This is a genomic window from Mycobacterium hippophais (genome assembly GCF_027529605.1).
Lineage (GTDB): Bacteria > Actinomycetota > Actinomycetes > Mycobacteriales > Mycobacteriaceae > Mycobacterium > Mycobacterium arseniciresistens.
The window spans coordinates 15,017-32,043 of record NZ_JAPZPY010000005.1; the positions used below are offsets into that span (position 1 = coordinate 15,017).

The following is a 17,027-nucleotide window of genomic DNA, read 5'->3' on the forward strand; positions in this document are numbered from 1 at the left end:
GGCCATGCCCGACGACCCCTCCGACGAGCCCGCCGACAAGCCCTCCGACGAGGTCGAACAGACCGGCGGGACGTTCACCGCGTTCGGGGTGGCATCGATGGCGCTGGGCGCGGTGGCCGTCGCGGCGGTGCTGCTGGCCGCGATGATCTGGTCGGGGCACCGCGACGAGGTCGACGAGCGCCGCTACCAGACGCAGGTGCTGCAGGCCGCCGCCGAGTGGGCGAGCGTCCTGGTCAACATGAACAAGGACAACGTCGCGGCCAACATGGCGCGGCTGCACGAGAACACCATCGGCGAGCTCAACGCAGACTTCGACTCGGCGGTGCAGCCGTACCGGCAACTGGTGCAGACCCTGCAGTCACGCACCACCGGCCAGGTCGACTCGGTGTCGATCGAGACGCTGCACCACGCCACCGGGCCCGACGGCGCCCCGACTCCACCGCCGCCACCCAATCCGCAGCTGTCCGCGTTCGCCTCCCGCACCGACACCGTGCTGGTGGTCGCCACGTCGATCAGCGAGAACGCCGCAGGCGAGGAGCCCCGCACGGTCCGCTGGACGCTGCGACTCGACGTCTCCGACGTGGACGGCAAGCTGATGATCTCGCGCCTGGAGCCGATCCGATGAGGAACCGCCTGCGGGTACTGGCCGTCGACGTGCTGGCGCCGATCGCCGCGATCGCCGCGCTCGTCTACATCGGTGTCGCGCTGGCCTGGCCGTCGTGGTGGGTGTCGGTGTGCTCGGTGCTGTGCCTGCTCATCGTGCAGGGCATGGTCGTGGACTTCGTGCTGGCCCGCCGCGACGGCGTGACCGTCGGCACCGACGACGACGGGCCGGGACTGCGGCTGGCCGTCGTCGGTGTGGCCACGGCCGCGCTCTGCGCCGCCGTGCTGGTGGGCTACCTGCGGTGGACCACCCCCGACCGCGACTTCAGCGCCGACTCCGACGAGGTGGTGGGCATCGCCAGCAGCGTCTCGGAGGCGACCGCCACGTTCACCCCGCAGAGCCCCACCGCGTCGATCGACCGCGCCGCCGAGCTGATGTCGCCCGAGCGTGCCGAGGCGTTCAAGGCCGAGTTCGCCGGCGTGGCAAAGCAGCTGACCAGCCGCAACGTCTCCGCGCAGGCCACCACCGTATCGGCGGGCGTCGAGGCGATGGGCCCGGGCCTGGCCAGCGTGGCGGTCGTGCTGCGCGGCACCCAGAGCGTGCCGGGCAAGCCCGTCGACAATGCGGTGCTGGCGCTGCGCGTCACGCTGACCAAGACCGAGGACCGCTGGCAGGTCGAGGACGTCGTCCCAATCCACTCCCGGTGACTTCGGCGCGGAAACGTTCGCTCAGCGATTGAGAGCGCGCCGAAATCGCTAGCGGTCTAGTTCGGCTGCCACGGCGCTCACTTCGCGGACGACGTCCATGGCGATGGCCTCGAACGACCGTTGCTCGCCCTCGGCGATCCAGCGCGCGAACGCGATTCCGAACGCCATGACGGCGATCTGGGCAGCCACGTCTGCCGCCATGTCGTCGACGCCGCGGTCCCGCAGCGCGTCGCCGAGCGCCTGTCCGAGCCCGACGAGCTTGAGCGCCTCGCGTTCTCGGAGGGCGGGGTTGTCGTCGATGACGGACTGGCGCTTGCGGGAGTGCGGCCGGCGCTCGTCGTCGAAGAAACTCGATGACGACCGCAGCGCGCTGACCGCCAGGTCGATCGGCGACGCATCGGGGGGTGCGTCGTCCAGCCCGGCCAGGAAGGCGTCGGTCAGCGCCTGCTGGCCGTGGAAGAGCACCTCGCGCTTGTCGCTGAAGTGGCGGAAGAATGTGCGCTCGGTGAGGCCGACGGCCTGGGCGATGTCGGTGGCCGTCGTCTGCTCGTAGCCACGGGCGGCGAACAGGTCGAGCGCGGCGTCCTGGAGCCGCTCCCGAGTTCCCGGCACCCACCTGACCATGGAAAGCAGTCTAAGTGATGACAGTAACTGACCTCACGTGTAGCGTCGGAGATGTCAGTAACTGACATCACCTGAGGAGATTCACCGTGCACGTCTTCATCACCGGAGCTTCCGGTTGGATCGGCAGCGCCGTCGTCGACGAACTGCTGCTCAACGGCCACGCCGTCAACGGACTGGCCCGCTCCGACGCGTCCGCTGCCGCGCTCGAGGCCAAGGGAGTCGAGGTTCGCCGCGGGGATCTCGACGATCTGGACGCCATCCGAACCGGGGCCCGAGACGCCGACGCCGTCATCCACCTCGCCAACAAGCACGACTGGGCGGACATGGCGGGCACCAACGCCGCCGCACGAGCCACGACGCAGACCATCGGACAAGCGCTCGTCGACACCGGCAAGCCGGTCCTGCTGGCGTCGGGACTCGCCGGCCTGACCGACGGCCGGGTGGCGACCGAGGACGACGCCTCGCCGTTCCACGGCCCCGAGTCGCCGCGCGGCGGCAGCGAGAACCTGCTGCTCGACTTCACCGACCGCGGAGTCCGATCAGTCGCGCTGCGCTTCGCGCCCACCACGCATGGCACCGGCGACCACGGCTTCATCGCCACCCTGTGTCGGGTCGCCCGCGATCAAGGCGTGTCCGGATACCCCGGCGACGGACTCAACCGCTGGGCCGCAGTGCACGTCGCCGACGCCGCGCGGATGGTCGTGCTCGGCCTCGAGAAGGCGCCCGCCGGCGCCCGACTGCACGCCGTCGCCGAAGAGGGGATCCCCACCCGGGTGATCGCCGAGGCGATCGGCCGGGCATTCGATCTGCCCGTCGCAGCCATCCCAGTCGATCGCGTCGACAAGCACTTCGGCTGGATCGGTGGGTTCTTCAGTGCCGACATGGCCGCGAGTAGTGCTGCAACGCAACAAATCCTGGGCTGGACGCCCACCGGACCCACCCTGGTCCAGGACATCGACGGCGGCGCATACCGGCCAGGGCGAAGCCGCTAGCGGTAGCGCGCGTAGTCGACCTTGAGGCAGCGGTCCATCACGACCTGCAGGCCGGCCGCCGTGCCGTCGCGGGCCACCTGCTCGTCCCACAGCCCCTGCTGCAGCCACAGCGTCTTCGGCCGCGGGTCGAGGGCGAGCACGTCACGCAGCACCGCGGGCAGTTCCTCACTGCGGCGGAACACGTCGACCATGTCGGGCACCACCGGCAGATCGGCCAGCGACGGGTAGGCGGGCACGCCGTCGACGTCGGTGATCGTCGGGTTGACCAGGTACAGCTCGTAGTGGCTCGACGCTCGCAGCGACTCCCACACGCCGTAGCTGGGCCGCATCGGGTTCGCGGACGCGCCGACGATCGCCACGGTGCGGGTCTCGGCGAGGATGCGCCGCAGATCGTCGGCTTCGGGTTCGGTCCATTCGACGGAGCTCGTCATGGAGTCAGCATTCCCACCAACCGGCCGGCCAACTCCTCCGGTCTGCTCAAGGCCACCATGTGCCCGCCGGGCATCTCCTCGATGTCGAGTCCCAGCCGCTCGCGGACCAGCCGTCGCTGGAACTCCAGCGGGAACAGCCGGTCGTCGCGGCCGGCCAGCACGGCGGTCGGTACGTCCGGCCAGCGGTCGAGTGGCCAGGGCTGATCGAACGGCGTGTCGGACTGCGCAGGCTCCGGCGCGTTCGCCGCCTCGGCTCGCACCGCCTCGGGCACGTCGTGGAGGAAGTCCTCGGCGGGATCGAACGCCCTGCCGCCGAACCCGAGCCGTTCGAAGTGTGCGGCGATCGCGGCGGGCTGTCCGGTGGCCTCCCACCACTGCCTTGCCGTCTCACCGGGCGCGGGCACCATCGGGTTGACCAGCACCAGCAGTGCGGGGTCGAGACCGGCCGCCGCGATGGGCGCGGTGTAGGCGCCCATCGAGTGCCCGACGAGGATCAGCGGTCGCGGGACGTCGCGTGCCGCCTCGCGCACCACGTCGACGTAGGTGAACAGGTCGGCGGTGTCGTCGTGTGTGGGCAGCTCGACCGCGACGGCGTGCATGCCGGCCGAGGAGAGGAGCGGCACCACCCGGTGCCAGTCCCACGCGCTGCCGCCCCCGCCCGGCACGAGCACGAAGGACGCGGGAGCGCCGCCGGGCTTCAGTCCGGGCTGCCCTGCTGTTGCGGGCGAGCCATCTTCGCGAACCGGTCCGACAATCGGCGCATGCGGATCATCAGCGACGCCGACGGGCTGGTGCGGCCTTCGAGGAAAGCGCCGAAGTCCATGGCGTGCACACCGATTCGCGAAGAGAACTCCTGAGGGGACAGGCCGGAGCGCTTCAGCAGCAGCCGGACATGCCGCGCCACCTCGGTGCGTTCGTCGGCCTCGAGCTGCTCACGGGTGCGCACCAGCACCTCGGCCAGCGCCTTGGACACGCCGTAGGGCCGCGCCTTGTCCAGCACCTCTTCGACCTGACGGGCCGTGCGGCCGTAGGGATCGCGCTTGATAGCGGTGACGATGCGCTGCCAGACGGTCAAGTCGTCGGTCTCCAGCGCGGCGCGGATCGCTGCGGTGGACCAGAACTCGACAGGGCGCTCGTCGACCGGGGGCCGCCGGGGCGGCGTCGGGCGGCCACGCGGAGGACCGGGATCGCGGCGGAATTCCCGCACGTCCGGTGTCACCGTCACCTCGCCTCCTCCAGCATGGCCACGGCCACCGACAGGCAGCGCTGCCTGACCGTGGCCCAGTCGGCCTCCGCATCCGGGTCCGACATCACCGAATCGTGCTCGTCGGACGGCTGCGGGTCGGCCAGGCGGCGCACCAGCTGAGTGGCCACCCACTGCTTTCTCGCGTGCTGCCCACAGTAGTACCGGTCCATCCCGGCCAGCACCACAGCGGCGGTTTGAGTTTCCATGGACTCGACCAGATCGGCAAACTCTGCGTAGTCGTGGCTGCTGTTCCGGCACATGATCAGGTAGCTCGCCAGGCGCAACGTCTCGGCGCCGGTCGGGATCTGCAGCCGGTCGCCGGTCGGCAGCTGGACGTTGGTGGTCTCCACCGGGCTGCGCCGCTCGACCGGCGGCCGGTCGGTGTCGGCCTCGGTCTCCAGGGCGTCGAGCGCCACCGACAGCCGGCCCCGCCACATCGTCACCGGATGCACGGGCAGCGTGGTGCGCACCGTCCTGCCGTTGCCGTCGGAGCCGTTGCGCCCGTTGCGGCCGCCGCCCACCCTGGCGGCCGTCCGGATCCTGGAGGTGTCCGCGCCGCGGACCCGGCGCATCGCCTGCTTGATCGGCTGGCAGCCACTGAAGGCCAACGGATCGGCCACGGTGATCGTCTGTGGCGCAAGGTTTTTCAGGCGTGCGGCGGACCGGACCATCATCCGTAGGTCCGCGCCGCTCGGGCCGAGCGCCGAGATGTCGTCGGGGATGATGACCAGGTCGTCGATCTCGACCTTGGGCAGCGGCTTCTCGAAGTCGACCGACGGCAGCAGCCGGTCCAGCCAGCGCGGCAGCCACCAGTTCCACTGGTCGAACATCGCCATCAACGCCGGCACCAGCACCAGCCGCACCACGGTCGCGTCGACGGCGATCGCCACCGCGCACGCCACCCCGAGCTGCGCGACGAGCGGCATGCCGGCGAAGGCGAAGCCGATGAACACCGCGATCATGATCAGCGCCGCGCTGGTGATGGTGCGGGCGCTGGTGCTGACGCCGTAGGCGACGGCGTCGCGGGTGTTGCCGGTCTGCAGGAACCGCTCCCGGATGCGGGTGAGCAGGAAGATCTCGTAGTCCATCGACAGGCCGAACGTCATCGCCAGCACCAGCGGCGGAATGGTGCTGTCCAGCGACGGGATCCTCTCGAAGCCCAGTGCCTCGAACCAGCCCCACTGGAACACCACGACGAGGCTGCCGTATGCGGCGGCCACTGAAAGGACGGTCATCAGCACGCCCTTGAGGGCGAGCACCACCGACCGGATCGAGATCAGCAACATCAGGAACGCGATCAGGGAGACGAAGGCGAACACCAGCGGCTGTTTCGCCGACACCTGGTCGTCGAAGTCCTTGATCAGCGCGGTCGGCCCGCCGACGTCGATGTTGACGCCCTCACCCGCCACCGGAGGCAGCTTCTCGCGCATCCAGTCCACGGTCTGGCGGGCGCCGTTGTCCTCCGGGTCCACCGACAGCACGGCCGAGAGCAGCGCGCTCCTGTTGTCGGAGGAGAACACCGGCGGGGAGACCGACATGATGTTCGGCGCCTTGGCCATCTCCTGGCGCACGGTGTCGATGATGTTGGCGTTGTTCGTGCCCGCGGCGTCGCCGCCGGGGAAGCCGACCAGCACGCGCACCGGGCCGAGCGCACCGGCTCCGAGCGCCTCGGCCGCCGCGTTGACGCCGCCCCGGATCTCGTGGGTCGGTTCGAACTGCCGCTGCATGCTGTTGCCCAGTTGCATCGAGAAGGCCGGCGCCGCGAGCACCAGCAGCAGCGCGGCGGCGCCCAGCGCCGCGATCCACGGCCGCCGCATCACCCAGCCGGTCCAGCGGGTCCAGAACCGGGACTGGGCGACCTCCGGCCGCCGGGACCAGTGCAGGTAGGACGATCGCTTGGCCGCCGACCGCCCGAACGTCGCCAGCACGGCGGGCGTCAGCGTGGTCGAGGCCAGCACCGCCACGGCCACCGCGAGGATCGCGCCGGTGGCCATCGACACCAGCACCGGGGTGTCGATGAGATAGATGCCGGTGACGGAGGCGATGACCGTCAGCCCGGACAGCACCACCGCCAGCCCGGAGGTCGCCATCGCCGCGTCGGCCGCCTGCTGCGGGTCTCGGCCGGCACGCAGTTCCTCGCGGAAGCGCATGAGTATGAACAGTGAGTAGTCGATGGCCAGCGCGATGCCGAACATCGACACCGTGGAGGCGACGAACACCGACATGGTGGTCACCGTCGACAGCGCATAGACCACGCCCATCGTGACTACGACGGTGCAGAGGCCGAAGACCAGCGGGACCGCCGCGGCCGCCAGCGAGCCGAACACCGCAAGCAGCACGATCAGCACGATCGGCAGGTTCCACTTCTCGGCCTGGCCGATGTCGGTCTTGATGGCCTCCGACGCCGCGGCGCCCAGGGCGCCCTGGCCGATGACGTACAGCTTGACCCGGCCGCCCTCGACCTCGCCGGGCTCCTCGCCGTCGATGCCGACCTTCTGGCGCAGCTGCTTGGCGATGTCGGTGGCGCCGGTGTTGTCGAAGCCGAGTTGCAGCGTGAGGACGTAGGGGCGGTCCGGCTGGGGCGCGGGCTGCTGCGGGTTGGGCATGATCTTGACGCTGGGCACCTGCGCGGCGATCTGCTCGAGGTGCGCCACCGCGGCGTTCATGTCGCCGTAGGAGGCGTCGGCGCGCGGCGAGGCGACCAGGGCCAGCGGCGACGCGCCCTGATCCGGGAACTGGTCCTCGAGTTCGTACTGCACGTGCAGCGACTGGGAGCCCTCGACCTCGAAGCCGCCACCGGTCAGATTCGACGAGTGGTTCAGGGCGAGGTAGACCGCAGGCACCAGGAGCAGCAGCCATACCGCGAACACGGCCCAGCGAAATCTGCGCAGCGTGCCGCTGAGGCGCATCATGAACTGCTGGATGGCGGACTCCCCATGTCGTGCCCGGCGTTGCCCCTGTGTTTCAGCGTGAGCGTACCCCGTCATCAGGTACGCTCGCCCGCTCTTGGAATCGCCCGGTGGCCCGCCGATCGTTACAGCGCCTGCCCGCCGGGTTGTGGCCGTCACCTGCGAGTCTGCTGTCAGGATTGGGCACCGCGCGGATGTTGATGGCAAGATGTGCCCGGGTTGTACGTCGGGTCGGGGACACCACGCCGTCCGATCGCGAGGTTTGCCGGGCCCTCGAAAGCGTCGTCTGACGCCCAGAGCGTCCGCGAATCGTAAGGAGCGTCCATGAAGTCCACCGCCATCGGGCTGCGCCGCGGCCTGCTCGCCGCCTTCGTCGCCACCGCAGCGGCAGGCGCCGCGCTGACCGGGCCGTCGGCCGTCGCGGCCCCCGATCCGTGCGCGGCCAGCGCCGTGGCCAAGACCATCGGCACCGTCGCCAACGACACCGGTGAGTACCTCGACGCGCACCCGCAGACCAACGCCGCGCTGACCACCGCGTCGCAGTCGCAGGGCGGTCCGCAGTCGCTGGCGGCGCTCAAGAGCTACTTCGACGCCAACCCCGAGGTTGCCGCGGACATGCAGGAGCTGCAGCGGCCGCTGACGAACCTGTCCGGACGGTGCAAGTTGCCGGTCACCCTTCCGCAGGTGATGGGCCTGATGCAGGCGGCACAGTCGCAGACGGCGACGTCGCCGGCAACGCTGCCCGGCGCGCAGACCCCTCGCGTGCCGGGGTCGCTGTCGCCGGCCCAGTCGTCGCCGGTGTCGGCGGCCACCCAGGGCACCGGTCCGCTGCCCGGTCCCTACCGCTAGACGCCCGGGCGGTGCAGCCCGTGGCAGCGCCCGTCGACCTGCGGATTTGGTGTTTTTGATATTGGATGGCCGCAAGGCAGGAAAGTCTTCGCCGATTCTGATTAGCTTTGCGTTACCGATAACCGTTCATGGTTACGGCCACTCCAAGATGAAGGAGTTCGTCCATGTTGCTCTCTGCCCGTACCGCACGGCGTGCGGTAGCCGGCGCGGTCGGCGCTGGCTCGGTTGCCGGTGCGATGTTGTTCGGTGCGCTGCCCGCGGCCTCGGCCCAGCCGATCCCGGGGGCGCCGAACTGCACCGCCGCCGATCTGGCCGGTGTGGCCGCAGGCGTCTCCGCCTCGACGTCGGCGTACCTGTTCACCCACCCGGACGTGAACAACTTCTTCACCAGCCTCGAGGGCAGGCCGCGCGAGGAGATCCGCACCGAGGTGCAGAAGTACCTCGACGCCAATCCGGTGGTGAAGGGCGAACTGACCTCCATCCGGCAGCCGTTGGTCGACCTGAAGAATCGCTGCGGCGACACCAACGGCGACGGCCTCGCCGACAGCTAAGCCAGCGTTCGCGTGGCTACTGGGCTGCCCGCGCAGCAGGAGGGCGCGGGCCGCACAGTGCTGATGGTCGACGACGACCCGGACGTGCGAACCTCCGTCGCCCGCGGACTGCGGCTGTCGGGATTCGATGTCCGGGTCGCTGCGACCGGCAAGGAGGCGCTGCGGCTGCTCTCCAACGAAACCCATGACGCACTGGTGCTCGACGTCCAGATGCCCGAGCTCGACGGTGTCGCGGTGGTGACGGCACTGCGCGCGCTGGGCAACGAGATCCCGATCTGTGTGCTGTCGGCGCGCGACACCGTCAACGACCGCATCGCGGGACTGGAAGCCGGCGCCGACGACTATCTGACCAAGCCGTTCGACCTCGGTGAGCTCGTCGCGCGGCTGCATGCCCTGCTGCGCCGGGCCAGTCACTCCGACCAGCCGTCGGACACCCTGGTGGTGGGGCCGCTGACCATCGACACCGCGCGCCGGCTGGTGTTCGTCGACGGTGAGCGGGTGGAGCTCACCAAGCGCGAGTTCGACCTGCTGACGGTGCTGGCCGAGAACGCCGGCGTCGTGCTGTCCCGGCAGCGGCTGCTCGAGCTGGTCTGGGGTTACGACTTCGACGTCGACACCAACGTCGCCGACGTGTTCATCTCGTATCTGCGGCGCAAGCTGGAACGCGACGGCCTGCCGCGGGTGATCCACACGGTGCGCGGTATCGGATACGTGTTGCGGGACGAGCCGTAGCGCGGTGTGGTTCTCGCGGGCCTTCCGCCGCATCAGCTCGGCGTCGCTGCGGACCAGGGTGGCCATCGCCTCCGCGGCCGCCGCGTCGGCCGTGGTCGCCGCATTCACGATCCTGACGTCGCTGGTGCTGGCCAACAACGACGCCGCCCAGCTGGACCGCCGGCTCGACTCGATCGTCGACGCCAGCATGTATCCCGAACAGCTGCAGGATCCGCGCCGCGGCGTCCTCACCACCGGCCGGTCGCGCTCGACCGGGCAGGTGGTGTTCCAGCGCGGCTTCCAGCTGCCGTCCCTTCCGCCGGGCACCGAGACCGTCGAGGTGAACGGGCTGGAGTACCGGGTCCGCACGCTGCCCGTCGACCAGGAGGGCGGGGTGCTGGTGTCGATCGGTCTGCGGGCCGACAGCATCCTGCTGAGCAGTGCGCGGATCCCCGAGTACGCCCTCGTCGGGGTGGTCACCGTCCTGATCGCCGCCGGGCTGGGCTGGTTGCTGGCCGGCCCCGCCATCCGCCCGCTGCGCAAGCTGACCGAGCACACCTCCCGGCTCGGCAAGGGCAGCGACGAGATGCCAGCGGTGCACGGCGTCCGGGAGGCCGAGGAGCTGTCCGAGGCGATGGCGGGGATGCTGGCGCGTCTGGCCGCCGCTCAGCAGGCCACCACCAATTCGCTGCAGGCCGCCCAGGACTTCGCCGCCAACGCCGCGCACGAACTGCGCACGCCGCTGACGGCGATGCGGGCCGACCTGGACACCCTGCGCATCCACGACCTCCCCGAGGAGGAGCGCGCCGAGGTGGTGGCCGACCTGGCCCGGGCGCAGCGCCGGGTGGAGGCCATCATCACCGCGCTCGGGCAGCTGGCGTCCGGTCAGCTCGCTCAGGACGAGGACCGGGAACTGATCGACGTGACCGACCTGCTCGACCGGGTGGCGCGGGAGAACCGCCGCGCGGGCGCCGGGGTGGAGATCGTCGTCGAGGCCGACGACGCGCTCGGCGTGGTGTGGGGCTGGCCGGGTGGGCTGCGGCTGGCCGTGGACAACCTGGTTCGTAACGCCGTGACACACGGCGGGGCGACGCGGGTGGTGCTGGCGGCGCACCGGAGGGCAGGAGCGGCAGGACAGGGCGAGCTGACGATCGTGGTGGACGACGACGGCCGCGGACTGCCCGCCGACGAACAGGAGACGGTGCTCGGCCGGTTCCGGCGTGGCAGCACCGCCGCCCCGGGTGGCTCCGGCCTCGGGCTGGCCCTGGTGGCTCAGCAGGCCGCGCTGCACGGCGGGACGATCCGGCTGTCCGACAGCCCGCTGGGCGGGCTGCGCGCCACGCTCACGGTGTCGACGGCACCGGCGCAGGCGGACTAGCGCCGCGACGCCAGCAGCGCGGCCGCGCGCCAGCCGAGCAACAGCACGGCGGTCGTCACCGACGCCACCACGATGAAGCTCGTCGCGGCGCCCTGGCCCGTGGCCTTGCGCAGCACCATCCCCACGGCGACGGTGCACACCCACACGATCACACCGGTCGGGGCGAGGGACAGCGGTCGCCGCCATCCGCGGGACACCAGCCAGCCGACGGCGGTGCCGACCAGGAACGGCCAGGCGGTGTGCGCGATGCCCGCCGCGGTGAGCCCCTCCTCGTGACTGCGCCGGCCGAGCGTGCAGAACACCGTCACGCAGACGGCGTCGGCGATCAGCGCGAGGGCCGCCGGGCGACTACCGGTCCGCATAGGTCATCACGTCGAGGAACAGCGGCATGACGTCAGTCTCGTCGGCGGCGGCGAAGCCGGGCTGCCTGGGTGCCGGCTTGCTGTCGAAGAGGCCGTCGACCGCGGCGGGGGACGCGAGCCGGGAGTCGAGGCGGTAGGACGAGAACACGAACGGCAGCCCGTCCGACAGCAGCGGGTCGGGCGTGCTCATCACGTGGAAGTGCAGGTGCGGCGCGTCGGTGTTGCCGGTGTTGCCCAGCGATGCGATCACCTGACCGGTGGTGAGCCGGTCCCCGGGCTTCACCTTGACGCTGCCGGTCTTCAGGTGCGCGTAGAAGGCGTAGTTGCCGTCGCCGAGGTCCTGCACGATGTGGTTGCCGCCGTACTGGTCGAGCGGCAGGCCGGTGGGGCTGGCCCCCGCCACCTGTTCGGGGAGGTCGTCGACGACCGCCACCACCGGCCCGTCACCCACCGCGTGGATGTCGGCGCCGAAGTAGGGATAGCTCTCCAGCCTGGCCTTGTCGCCGGTGAACAGCAGGCCGTCCGGCTGTAGCTGGACGTAGTCTATCGCGAAACGCTCTGCGCCCCAGAGCTTCCCGTTCAGCCCGTTGAGTGCCATCCGGTGCGGCGTCATGTCGCAGCAGCCGTTGCCGTCGAGCCAGTTCGGCCCGCGCAGCGGTGGTTCGATCACCACCGGCTTGCGGTCCTGGACGGTCACCGGCGCGACGTCCTCGGTCATCGTCGCCGGCAACAGCGGCGGCATGGGTTGTGCGAGAGTGAGTTTCAGGCGGTGGGTCAACTCGGCCGGGATGTCGGCGGGTGCGCCGTCGGCCTTCCGGTCGACGGCCACGTCGAGCCAGACCTTCGCGCTCTGCCCCGGCCCTAGCTTGGTGGTCGGCGCGGGCGCGGGCGTGCCCACCGGCCGGGTCCAGTAACCCAACCGGTCGCCGGCGAGTTCGAGCAGCGTGGTGTCGCCGGACCGGACCTCCAGCGCGTCCATCGTCACCTCGCTCGGCAGCTGGTTGGTGAGCACGAGTTCATACGCCAGGTGGTCCCTTCCGTCGGTGCCGGGCACCGGTATCGGGTCGGCGACGGCGTCGACGAGCACCGGGCTCACCTTCGCGGGGGCCTGCGCCGGCCGGTCGGACGTGCCGCTCGGCGAGGGGCTCGCCGCCGGTGGTGGCGTGCCGGTGTCCGCGGGTTCGTCCTGCGACCCGGTGCAGGACGCGGTCAGTAACGCCAGTGCGCCGAACAATGCTGCGACGCAGCGCTTTCCATTGCTCATCGGCGCTCCTCTTCCCGGGTTTGGCGCGGCGCGTCCGGGTCGATGTCCTTCTCGGTGCGGAACATGAAGAAGAACACCACCCAGCCGATCGCGGCGATGAAGATCCAGCTCACCAGTCGATAGATCAGCATGGCCGAGATGGCCGAGGCCAGCGTCATGCCGCTGGAGACCAGGCCGGGCACCAGCACGGCCTCCACCACCAGCAGCCCGCCGGGCATCAGCGGGATCGAGCCGACCGCGCGGGCCGCGGCGTACGCGACGGTCACGCCGGCCAGCCCGGGATGTCCCCCCGCGGCGTAGCAGGCGAACGCCAGGCAGGCCACGTCGGCGATCCAGTTGAACAGCGACCAGCCGAAGGCGACGCTGAGATCGCGACGGCCCAGCTGCACGGACTCGAGCTGGTTCAGCGTCGCCCGCCACGTGCCGAGGCCGGTTTCGACAGGCCTGCCGCGCACCTGGTTGGCCCAGCCGAGCACGCGTACCGCGATCCCGTCGATCAACTCCGGCCGGGTGGCGACCGCCTGGGCCAGCAGCACGATGGCCAGGAAGCCGCCGAGCGAGAAGATCAGCGACAGCGGGTTCTTGCTGGCGCCCAACATGAACGCCCCGCCGAGCCCGAGCAGTGCCAGGCCGACCACCTGCAGCACTCCCGACATCACCAGCTGCCAGGACGCCACCACCGGCGACGCGCCCCACATCCGCTGCTGGCGGTACACGAAGGTCGCCGAGAGCACGGGGCCGCCGGGCATCGTGGTCGACAGCGCGTTGCCGGCGTAGAACGCCGCCTCGGACCGCCACTGCCGCACCGTCACCCCGGCCGACTCCAGCAGCGTCCGCTGGATCTGGGCGAAGCTGTGCATCGACGCCATCGCCGCGACGACCGCGGCGAGCACCCACCACCAGTTCGCCGAGATGAGGCTCTTCCAGGCCTTCGCCAGCTGATCCCACACCAGCACCAGCTCGACGGTCAGCACCGTCACCGCGACGCCGATCAGCACCCACCGCAGCCACCAGTACCTGCTGCGGCCGGAAGCCACCCGGCTGGCACGTTCCGGCTGTGCGCCGGCGGCCGGGGCGTCGTCGGACACGACTTACAGGGTAACGGCGCAGGTACCGCGTATGACGCCGCTGCGCCGGGCGCGTTTCGCCCCGTCCGCGCGCGGTACCGGGTGGATGGTCCGGTGGCGGCTACGCTCGCGGCATGTCAGCAGGTCTGGGTGCCGATCCGCTCGCCGACAACGCGGTCACGCCGTTCGTCCGCAAGGCCGCCGCCTGGGCGTGGCGACTGCTCATCCTGTTCGCCGCGCTCCTGGCGCTGCTGTGGCTGGTCAAACGGCTCGAGGTGATCTTCGTGCCGGTCGCGCTTGCCACCATCATCGCCGCGCTGCTGATGCCCGCCGTCGACTTCCTCGACCGCCGCGGAGCCCCGCGCGGAGGCGGGGTCGCGTTGGTGATGCTCACCGGGATCGCGGTGGTGGGCGGACTGCTGACGTTCGTCGTCAGCCAGTTCATCGAGGGCGCCCCCGCCCTGGTGGCCGAGGTGACCCGAAGCATCGACGGCGTCCGCGGATGGCTGGTCGACGGGCCGCTGCACCTCAGCCGCGACCAGATCGACAACGCGGGCAACGCGGCGATCGAGGCGCTGCGCGACAACCAGGAGCGGCTCACCACCGGCGCGCTGTCGACGGCGGGGACCATCACCGAGATCCTCACCGGCGCGCTGCTGGTGCTGTTCACGCTGATCTTCCTGCTGCACGGCGGCCGGAACATCTTCGGCTTCGTCACCCGGATCTTCCCTGAGGACGTCCGGGGACGCGTCCGCGACGCCGGCCGGGCGGGCTTCCACTCGCTGATCGGCTACATCCGGGCCACGTTCCTGGTCGCGCTGGTCGACGCGGTGGGCATCGGCGCCGGTCTGGCCATCATGGGCATCCCGCTGGCGCTGCCGCTGGCGTCGCTGGTGTTCCTCGGCGCGTTCGTCCCGCTCATCGGCGCGGTGATCACCGGATTCCTCGCGGTGATCGTGGCTCTGCTGGCCAAGGGCTTCGTGTATGCGCTCATCACGCTCGGCCTGATCATCGCCGTGCAGCAGCTGGAGGCGCACGTGCTGCAGCCGCTGGTGATGGGCCGCGCGGTGTCGATCCACCCGCTCGCGGTGGTGTTGGCCATCGCGGGGGGCGCCGTGCTGGCCGGCATCGTCGGCGCGCTGCTCGCAGTGCCGACGATCGCGTTCGTCAACAGCGCGGTGCGCGTCCTGGTCGCGTCCGATCCCGAGGCGGAGGCTGAGGCACTGGGGGAGGACGACGGGCCGCGGATAGACGCCGAACCCGACGACGTGGGACCGCAGTCCCCCGACGACGAGTGATTTCGGCGCGCGAACCGTCGCTCAGCGAACGTTTCCGCGCCGAGATCGCGAGTGGCTAGAGCCGGCCCTCGCGCCGTAGCAGGTCCGCCGCGCTCATCCCGCCGCCGCGGCGACGCTGCTGCTCGTCCTCGGACTCCCGGGTGTCGATCTTCTCGGTGCTCGCCGGGTCCTGCGTCCGCGGAGTCGGGATCGCAGTGGTGGCATCGGGATTCTTCGGCTGCTGCCGCTGGCGCGGGGTCGGGATGGCCGTGGTCGGCTCGTTGCCCTCGTCCGCTGTGCGCGGCGTGCCGTTGCCGACGCGGGGTCCGCCCGGACGCATCGCCCGTGTCGGATCGGCCGACGGTTGCGGCGGACGCGCGGGCTGACCGGGCTCGGTACTTCCGCCGGCCGGACGGCCGCGCAGCTCGCCGAGCCACGACTCGATCTCGCGCTCCTCGCGCTGCTGTGCCGGCGGCGTTGCCCGCGGCACCCGCTGGGTGGGCGCATTGCCGACCGCACCGCGAACGGCGTTCTTGGCCGCCGAAAACCGGGTGGTCGGCGGTTCCTCGCGCGGCGCGGCAGGCGCGGCGCCCCGCGTCGGAATGCGGGTGGTGCCTGCGGCGGACGGTCCGCTGGCCCGCGGCGGCACCCGCATCGGTGCGGCCCGGACAGGGACCTCCGGATGGGTCGGGTCGTGCGGCGGACGCGGCGGTGCGGACACCGGGGCGCCCGCGCCGACGAGTGCCTCCGGATCGTCGCCCGGTTCGTCAAAGTTGGGGCGCTTGCGTTCGTCGGGCAGTTCCGTCTCGCCGAGGCCCAGGCGCTCCTGGATGCGTTTCATCCAGCGCGGGGCCCACCAGCAGTCGTCGCCGAGCATCTTCATGATCGCGGGCACCAGGAACATCCGGACGATCGTCGCGTCCAGCAGAAGCGCGATCAGCAGGCCGAACGCCAGGTACTTCATCATCACCAGGTCGGAGAACACGAACGCGCCCGCGACGACGGCCAGCACCAGGGCGGCGCCGGTGATCAGTCGCCCGGTGGTCGCCGTGCCGATGCGGATGGCCTCGGCGGTGGACAACCCGCGTTCGCGCGCCTCCACCATGCGGGAGACCAGGAACACCTCGTAGTCGGTCGACAGACCCCAGATCACGGCGATGATCAGGCCGATCATCGGCGCCATCAGCGGCTGCGGCGTGTAGTTCATCAGTCCCGAGCCGTGGCCCTCGACGAACATCCACGTCAGCACGCCCATCGTGGAGCCGAGGGTGAGCGCGCTCATCACCGCGGCCTTGATCGGCAACACCACCGAACCGAACGCCAGGAACATCAGGATCGTCGTCGTGACGATCAGGATGGCGACCATCAGCGGCAGCTTGTCGAACAGGCTGTGGATGCTGTCCTGCTCCAATGCCGGTGTGCCGCCGACGTACACGGTCACCCCCCGCGGTGGCGACAGCGCCCGCAACTCCTCGATCTTCTCGGCGGCGTCGTTGCGGCTCTCCAGGCCGTTCTGGATCACCCGCACCGACGGGTCCTTCGACCCGGTGTCCTGGGCGGAGCGTTCCTGCCACATCTTCGACGGGTCGTTGTCGGCGTCGATGAAGCCGCTGATCGTCATCGCCTTGGCGCGCACGTCGGCCAGTTGCTGATCGGTGATCGGCTCGCCGTTGTCGCTCTTGAGCACCATGGTCAGCGGTTCGGTGCGGAAGCCCGGGAAGCTGCGGTCGAAGTCCTCCTGCGCCGAGCGCACGGAGTTGTCCGGCGGAAGGTACTTCTCACTGATGCCGCCGAGTGCCAGCTGTCCCAACGGGATGATGAGCAGCACCATCACGATGATGATCGGCACCGCGAAGGCGGCGGGGCGTTTCATCACGCGGTTGACGAGCTTGCCCCAGAAGCCCTGCTCCACCTCGGCGCGGGTCTTGTTCTTCTGTGTCTTGTCGGCCAGCCAGTGCAGCCACCACACGATGGGGCGGCGCGCCAGCGGCACGTATCGCGCGAGGGCGAGGCCGAACGTGACGACCACGAGGAAGATCACGATGCCGAGCAGCA

General features: G+C 70.6%; 16 protein-coding genes and 1 pseudogene. 8 read left to right on the forward strand and 9 right to left on the reverse strand.

The annotated features are described in order from the left end of the window. The first annotated feature begins 4 nt into the window (after positions 1-4). Positions 5-625 carry a hypothetical protein gene (locus O6P37_RS13290; RefSeq protein WP_269894517.1) on the forward strand — a complete coding sequence of 207 codons (621 nt, stop codon included), beginning with the start codon at positions 5-7 and terminating at the stop codon, positions 623-625. Beyond that, positions 622-1,311 (forward strand): hypothetical protein, encoded by a 690-nt coding sequence (locus tag O6P37_RS13295; RefSeq protein ID WP_264015143.1) that lies wholly within the window; start codon positions 622-624, stop codon positions 1,309-1,311. Before O6P37_RS13290 ends, O6P37_RS13295 begins: the two co-directional genes overlap by 4 nt. A gap of 48 nt (positions 1,312-1,359) precedes the next feature. Here the strand turns inward: O6P37_RS13295 and O6P37_RS13300 are convergent, their stop codons facing one another. After that, positions 1,360-1,935: a TetR/AcrR family transcriptional regulator gene (locus tag O6P37_RS13300; RefSeq protein WP_269894518.1), complete on the reverse strand. Its 576-nt coding sequence runs from the start codon at positions 1,933-1,935 to the stop codon at positions 1,360-1,362. An 86-nt stretch (positions 1,936-2,021) separates the two neighbouring features. Here O6P37_RS13300 and O6P37_RS13305 point away from each other — a divergent pair, with 86 nt between their 5' ends. After that, positions 2,022-2,927, forward strand: coding sequence for an SDR family oxidoreductase (locus tag O6P37_RS13305; protein WP_269894519.1), 906 nt, complete (start codon positions 2,022-2,024; stop codon positions 2,925-2,927). Here O6P37_RS13305 and O6P37_RS13310 read toward each other — a convergent pair. From O6P37_RS13310 to O6P37_RS13325, 4 genes are read right to left on the reverse strand one after another with little or no spacing between them, the layout of a single operon-like run. Next, positions 2,924-3,358 carry a CoA-binding protein gene (locus tag O6P37_RS13310; protein ID WP_269894520.1) on the reverse strand — a complete coding sequence of 145 codons (435 nt, stop codon included), beginning with the start codon at positions 3,356-3,358 and terminating at the stop codon, positions 2,924-2,926. The two genes, O6P37_RS13305 and O6P37_RS13310, sit on opposite strands and share 4 nt — an antisense overlap. Next, complete coding sequence (locus O6P37_RS13315; protein ID WP_269894521.1) at positions 3,355-4,023, reverse strand: alpha/beta fold hydrolase; 669 nt, start codon at positions 4,021-4,023, stop codon at positions 3,355-3,357. The genes O6P37_RS13310 and O6P37_RS13315 overlap by 4 nt, the downstream gene beginning before the upstream one ends. 32 nt (positions 4,024-4,055) lie before the next feature. Beyond that, positions 4,056-4,583, reverse strand: a complete 528-nt coding sequence (locus tag O6P37_RS13320) for an XRE family transcriptional regulator (RefSeq protein WP_269894522.1) — start codon at positions 4,581-4,583, stop codon at positions 4,056-4,058. Continuing rightward, entirely contained in the window at positions 4,580-7,516 is a 2,937-nt protein-coding gene (locus O6P37_RS13325; RefSeq protein ID WP_269894523.1) for an MMPL family transporter, read from the reverse strand. Before O6P37_RS13325 ends, O6P37_RS13320 begins: the two co-directional genes overlap by 4 nt. 321 nt (positions 7,517-7,837) lie before the next feature. Between O6P37_RS13325 and O6P37_RS13330 the strand changes: the two genes are divergently transcribed. The 4 genes from O6P37_RS13330 to O6P37_RS13345 all read left to right on the forward strand — a co-directional run bounded on the left by O6P37_RS13330 (position 7,838) and on the right by O6P37_RS13345 (position 11,002). Beyond that, a complete protein-coding gene (locus tag O6P37_RS13330; RefSeq protein WP_269894524.1) occupies positions 7,838-8,362 on the forward strand; it encodes a hemophore in 525 nt (174 codons plus the stop codon). Positions 8,363-8,526: 164 nt separating this feature from the next. Continuing rightward, on the forward strand, positions 8,527-8,913 hold the full coding sequence (locus O6P37_RS13335; protein WP_269894525.1) for a heme-binding protein: 387 nt from the start codon (positions 8,527-8,529) through the stop codon (positions 8,911-8,913). 63 nt (positions 8,914-8,976) lie between these two features. Continuing rightward, complete coding sequence (locus tag O6P37_RS13340) at positions 8,977-9,645, forward strand: response regulator transcription factor (protein WP_264015171.1); 669 nt, start codon at positions 8,977-8,979, stop codon at positions 9,643-9,645. A gap of 4 nt (positions 9,646-9,649) precedes the next feature. Then, the gene (locus O6P37_RS13345; protein WP_269894526.1) at positions 9,650-11,002 is read left to right on the forward strand and encodes a sensor histidine kinase; all 1,353 of its coding nucleotides are present in this window, start codon (positions 9,650-9,652) and stop codon (positions 11,000-11,002) included. Here the strand turns inward: O6P37_RS13345 and O6P37_RS13350 are convergent. The 3 genes from O6P37_RS13350 to O6P37_RS13360 are packed head-to-tail and all read right to left on the reverse strand — an operon-like array spanning position 10,999 to position 13,716. Next, positions 10,999-11,364, reverse strand: coding sequence for a DUF3054 domain-containing protein (locus tag O6P37_RS13350; RefSeq protein WP_269894527.1), 366 nt, complete (start codon positions 11,362-11,364; stop codon positions 10,999-11,001). The genes O6P37_RS13345 and O6P37_RS13350 overlap by 4 nt on opposite strands. After that, positions 11,351-12,628 (reverse strand): M23 family metallopeptidase, encoded by a 1,278-nt coding sequence (locus tag O6P37_RS13355; protein WP_269894528.1) that lies wholly within the window; start codon positions 12,626-12,628, stop codon positions 11,351-11,353. The genes O6P37_RS13350 and O6P37_RS13355 overlap by 14 nt, the downstream gene beginning before the upstream one ends. After that, positions 12,625-13,716, reverse strand: a complete 1,092-nt coding sequence (locus O6P37_RS13360) for a lysylphosphatidylglycerol synthase transmembrane domain-containing protein (RefSeq protein ID WP_408633166.1) — start codon at positions 13,714-13,716, stop codon at positions 12,625-12,627. Before O6P37_RS13360 ends, O6P37_RS13355 begins: the two co-directional genes overlap by 4 nt. A 113-nt stretch (positions 13,717-13,829) precedes the next feature. Between O6P37_RS13360 and O6P37_RS13365 the strand changes: the two genes are divergently transcribed. After that, on the forward strand, positions 13,830-14,993 hold the full coding sequence (locus tag O6P37_RS13365) for an AI-2E family transporter (protein ID WP_269894529.1): 1,164 nt from the start codon (positions 13,830-13,832) through the stop codon (positions 14,991-14,993). 55 nt (positions 14,994-15,048) lie between these two features. On the opposite strand, the pseudogene O6P37_RS28525 reads toward O6P37_RS13365, so the two are convergent. After that, positions 15,049-16,932 (reverse strand): annotated as a pseudogene (locus O6P37_RS28525) (MMPL family transporter); the annotation flags it as partial. Positions 16,933-17,027 lie beyond the last annotated feature (95 nt).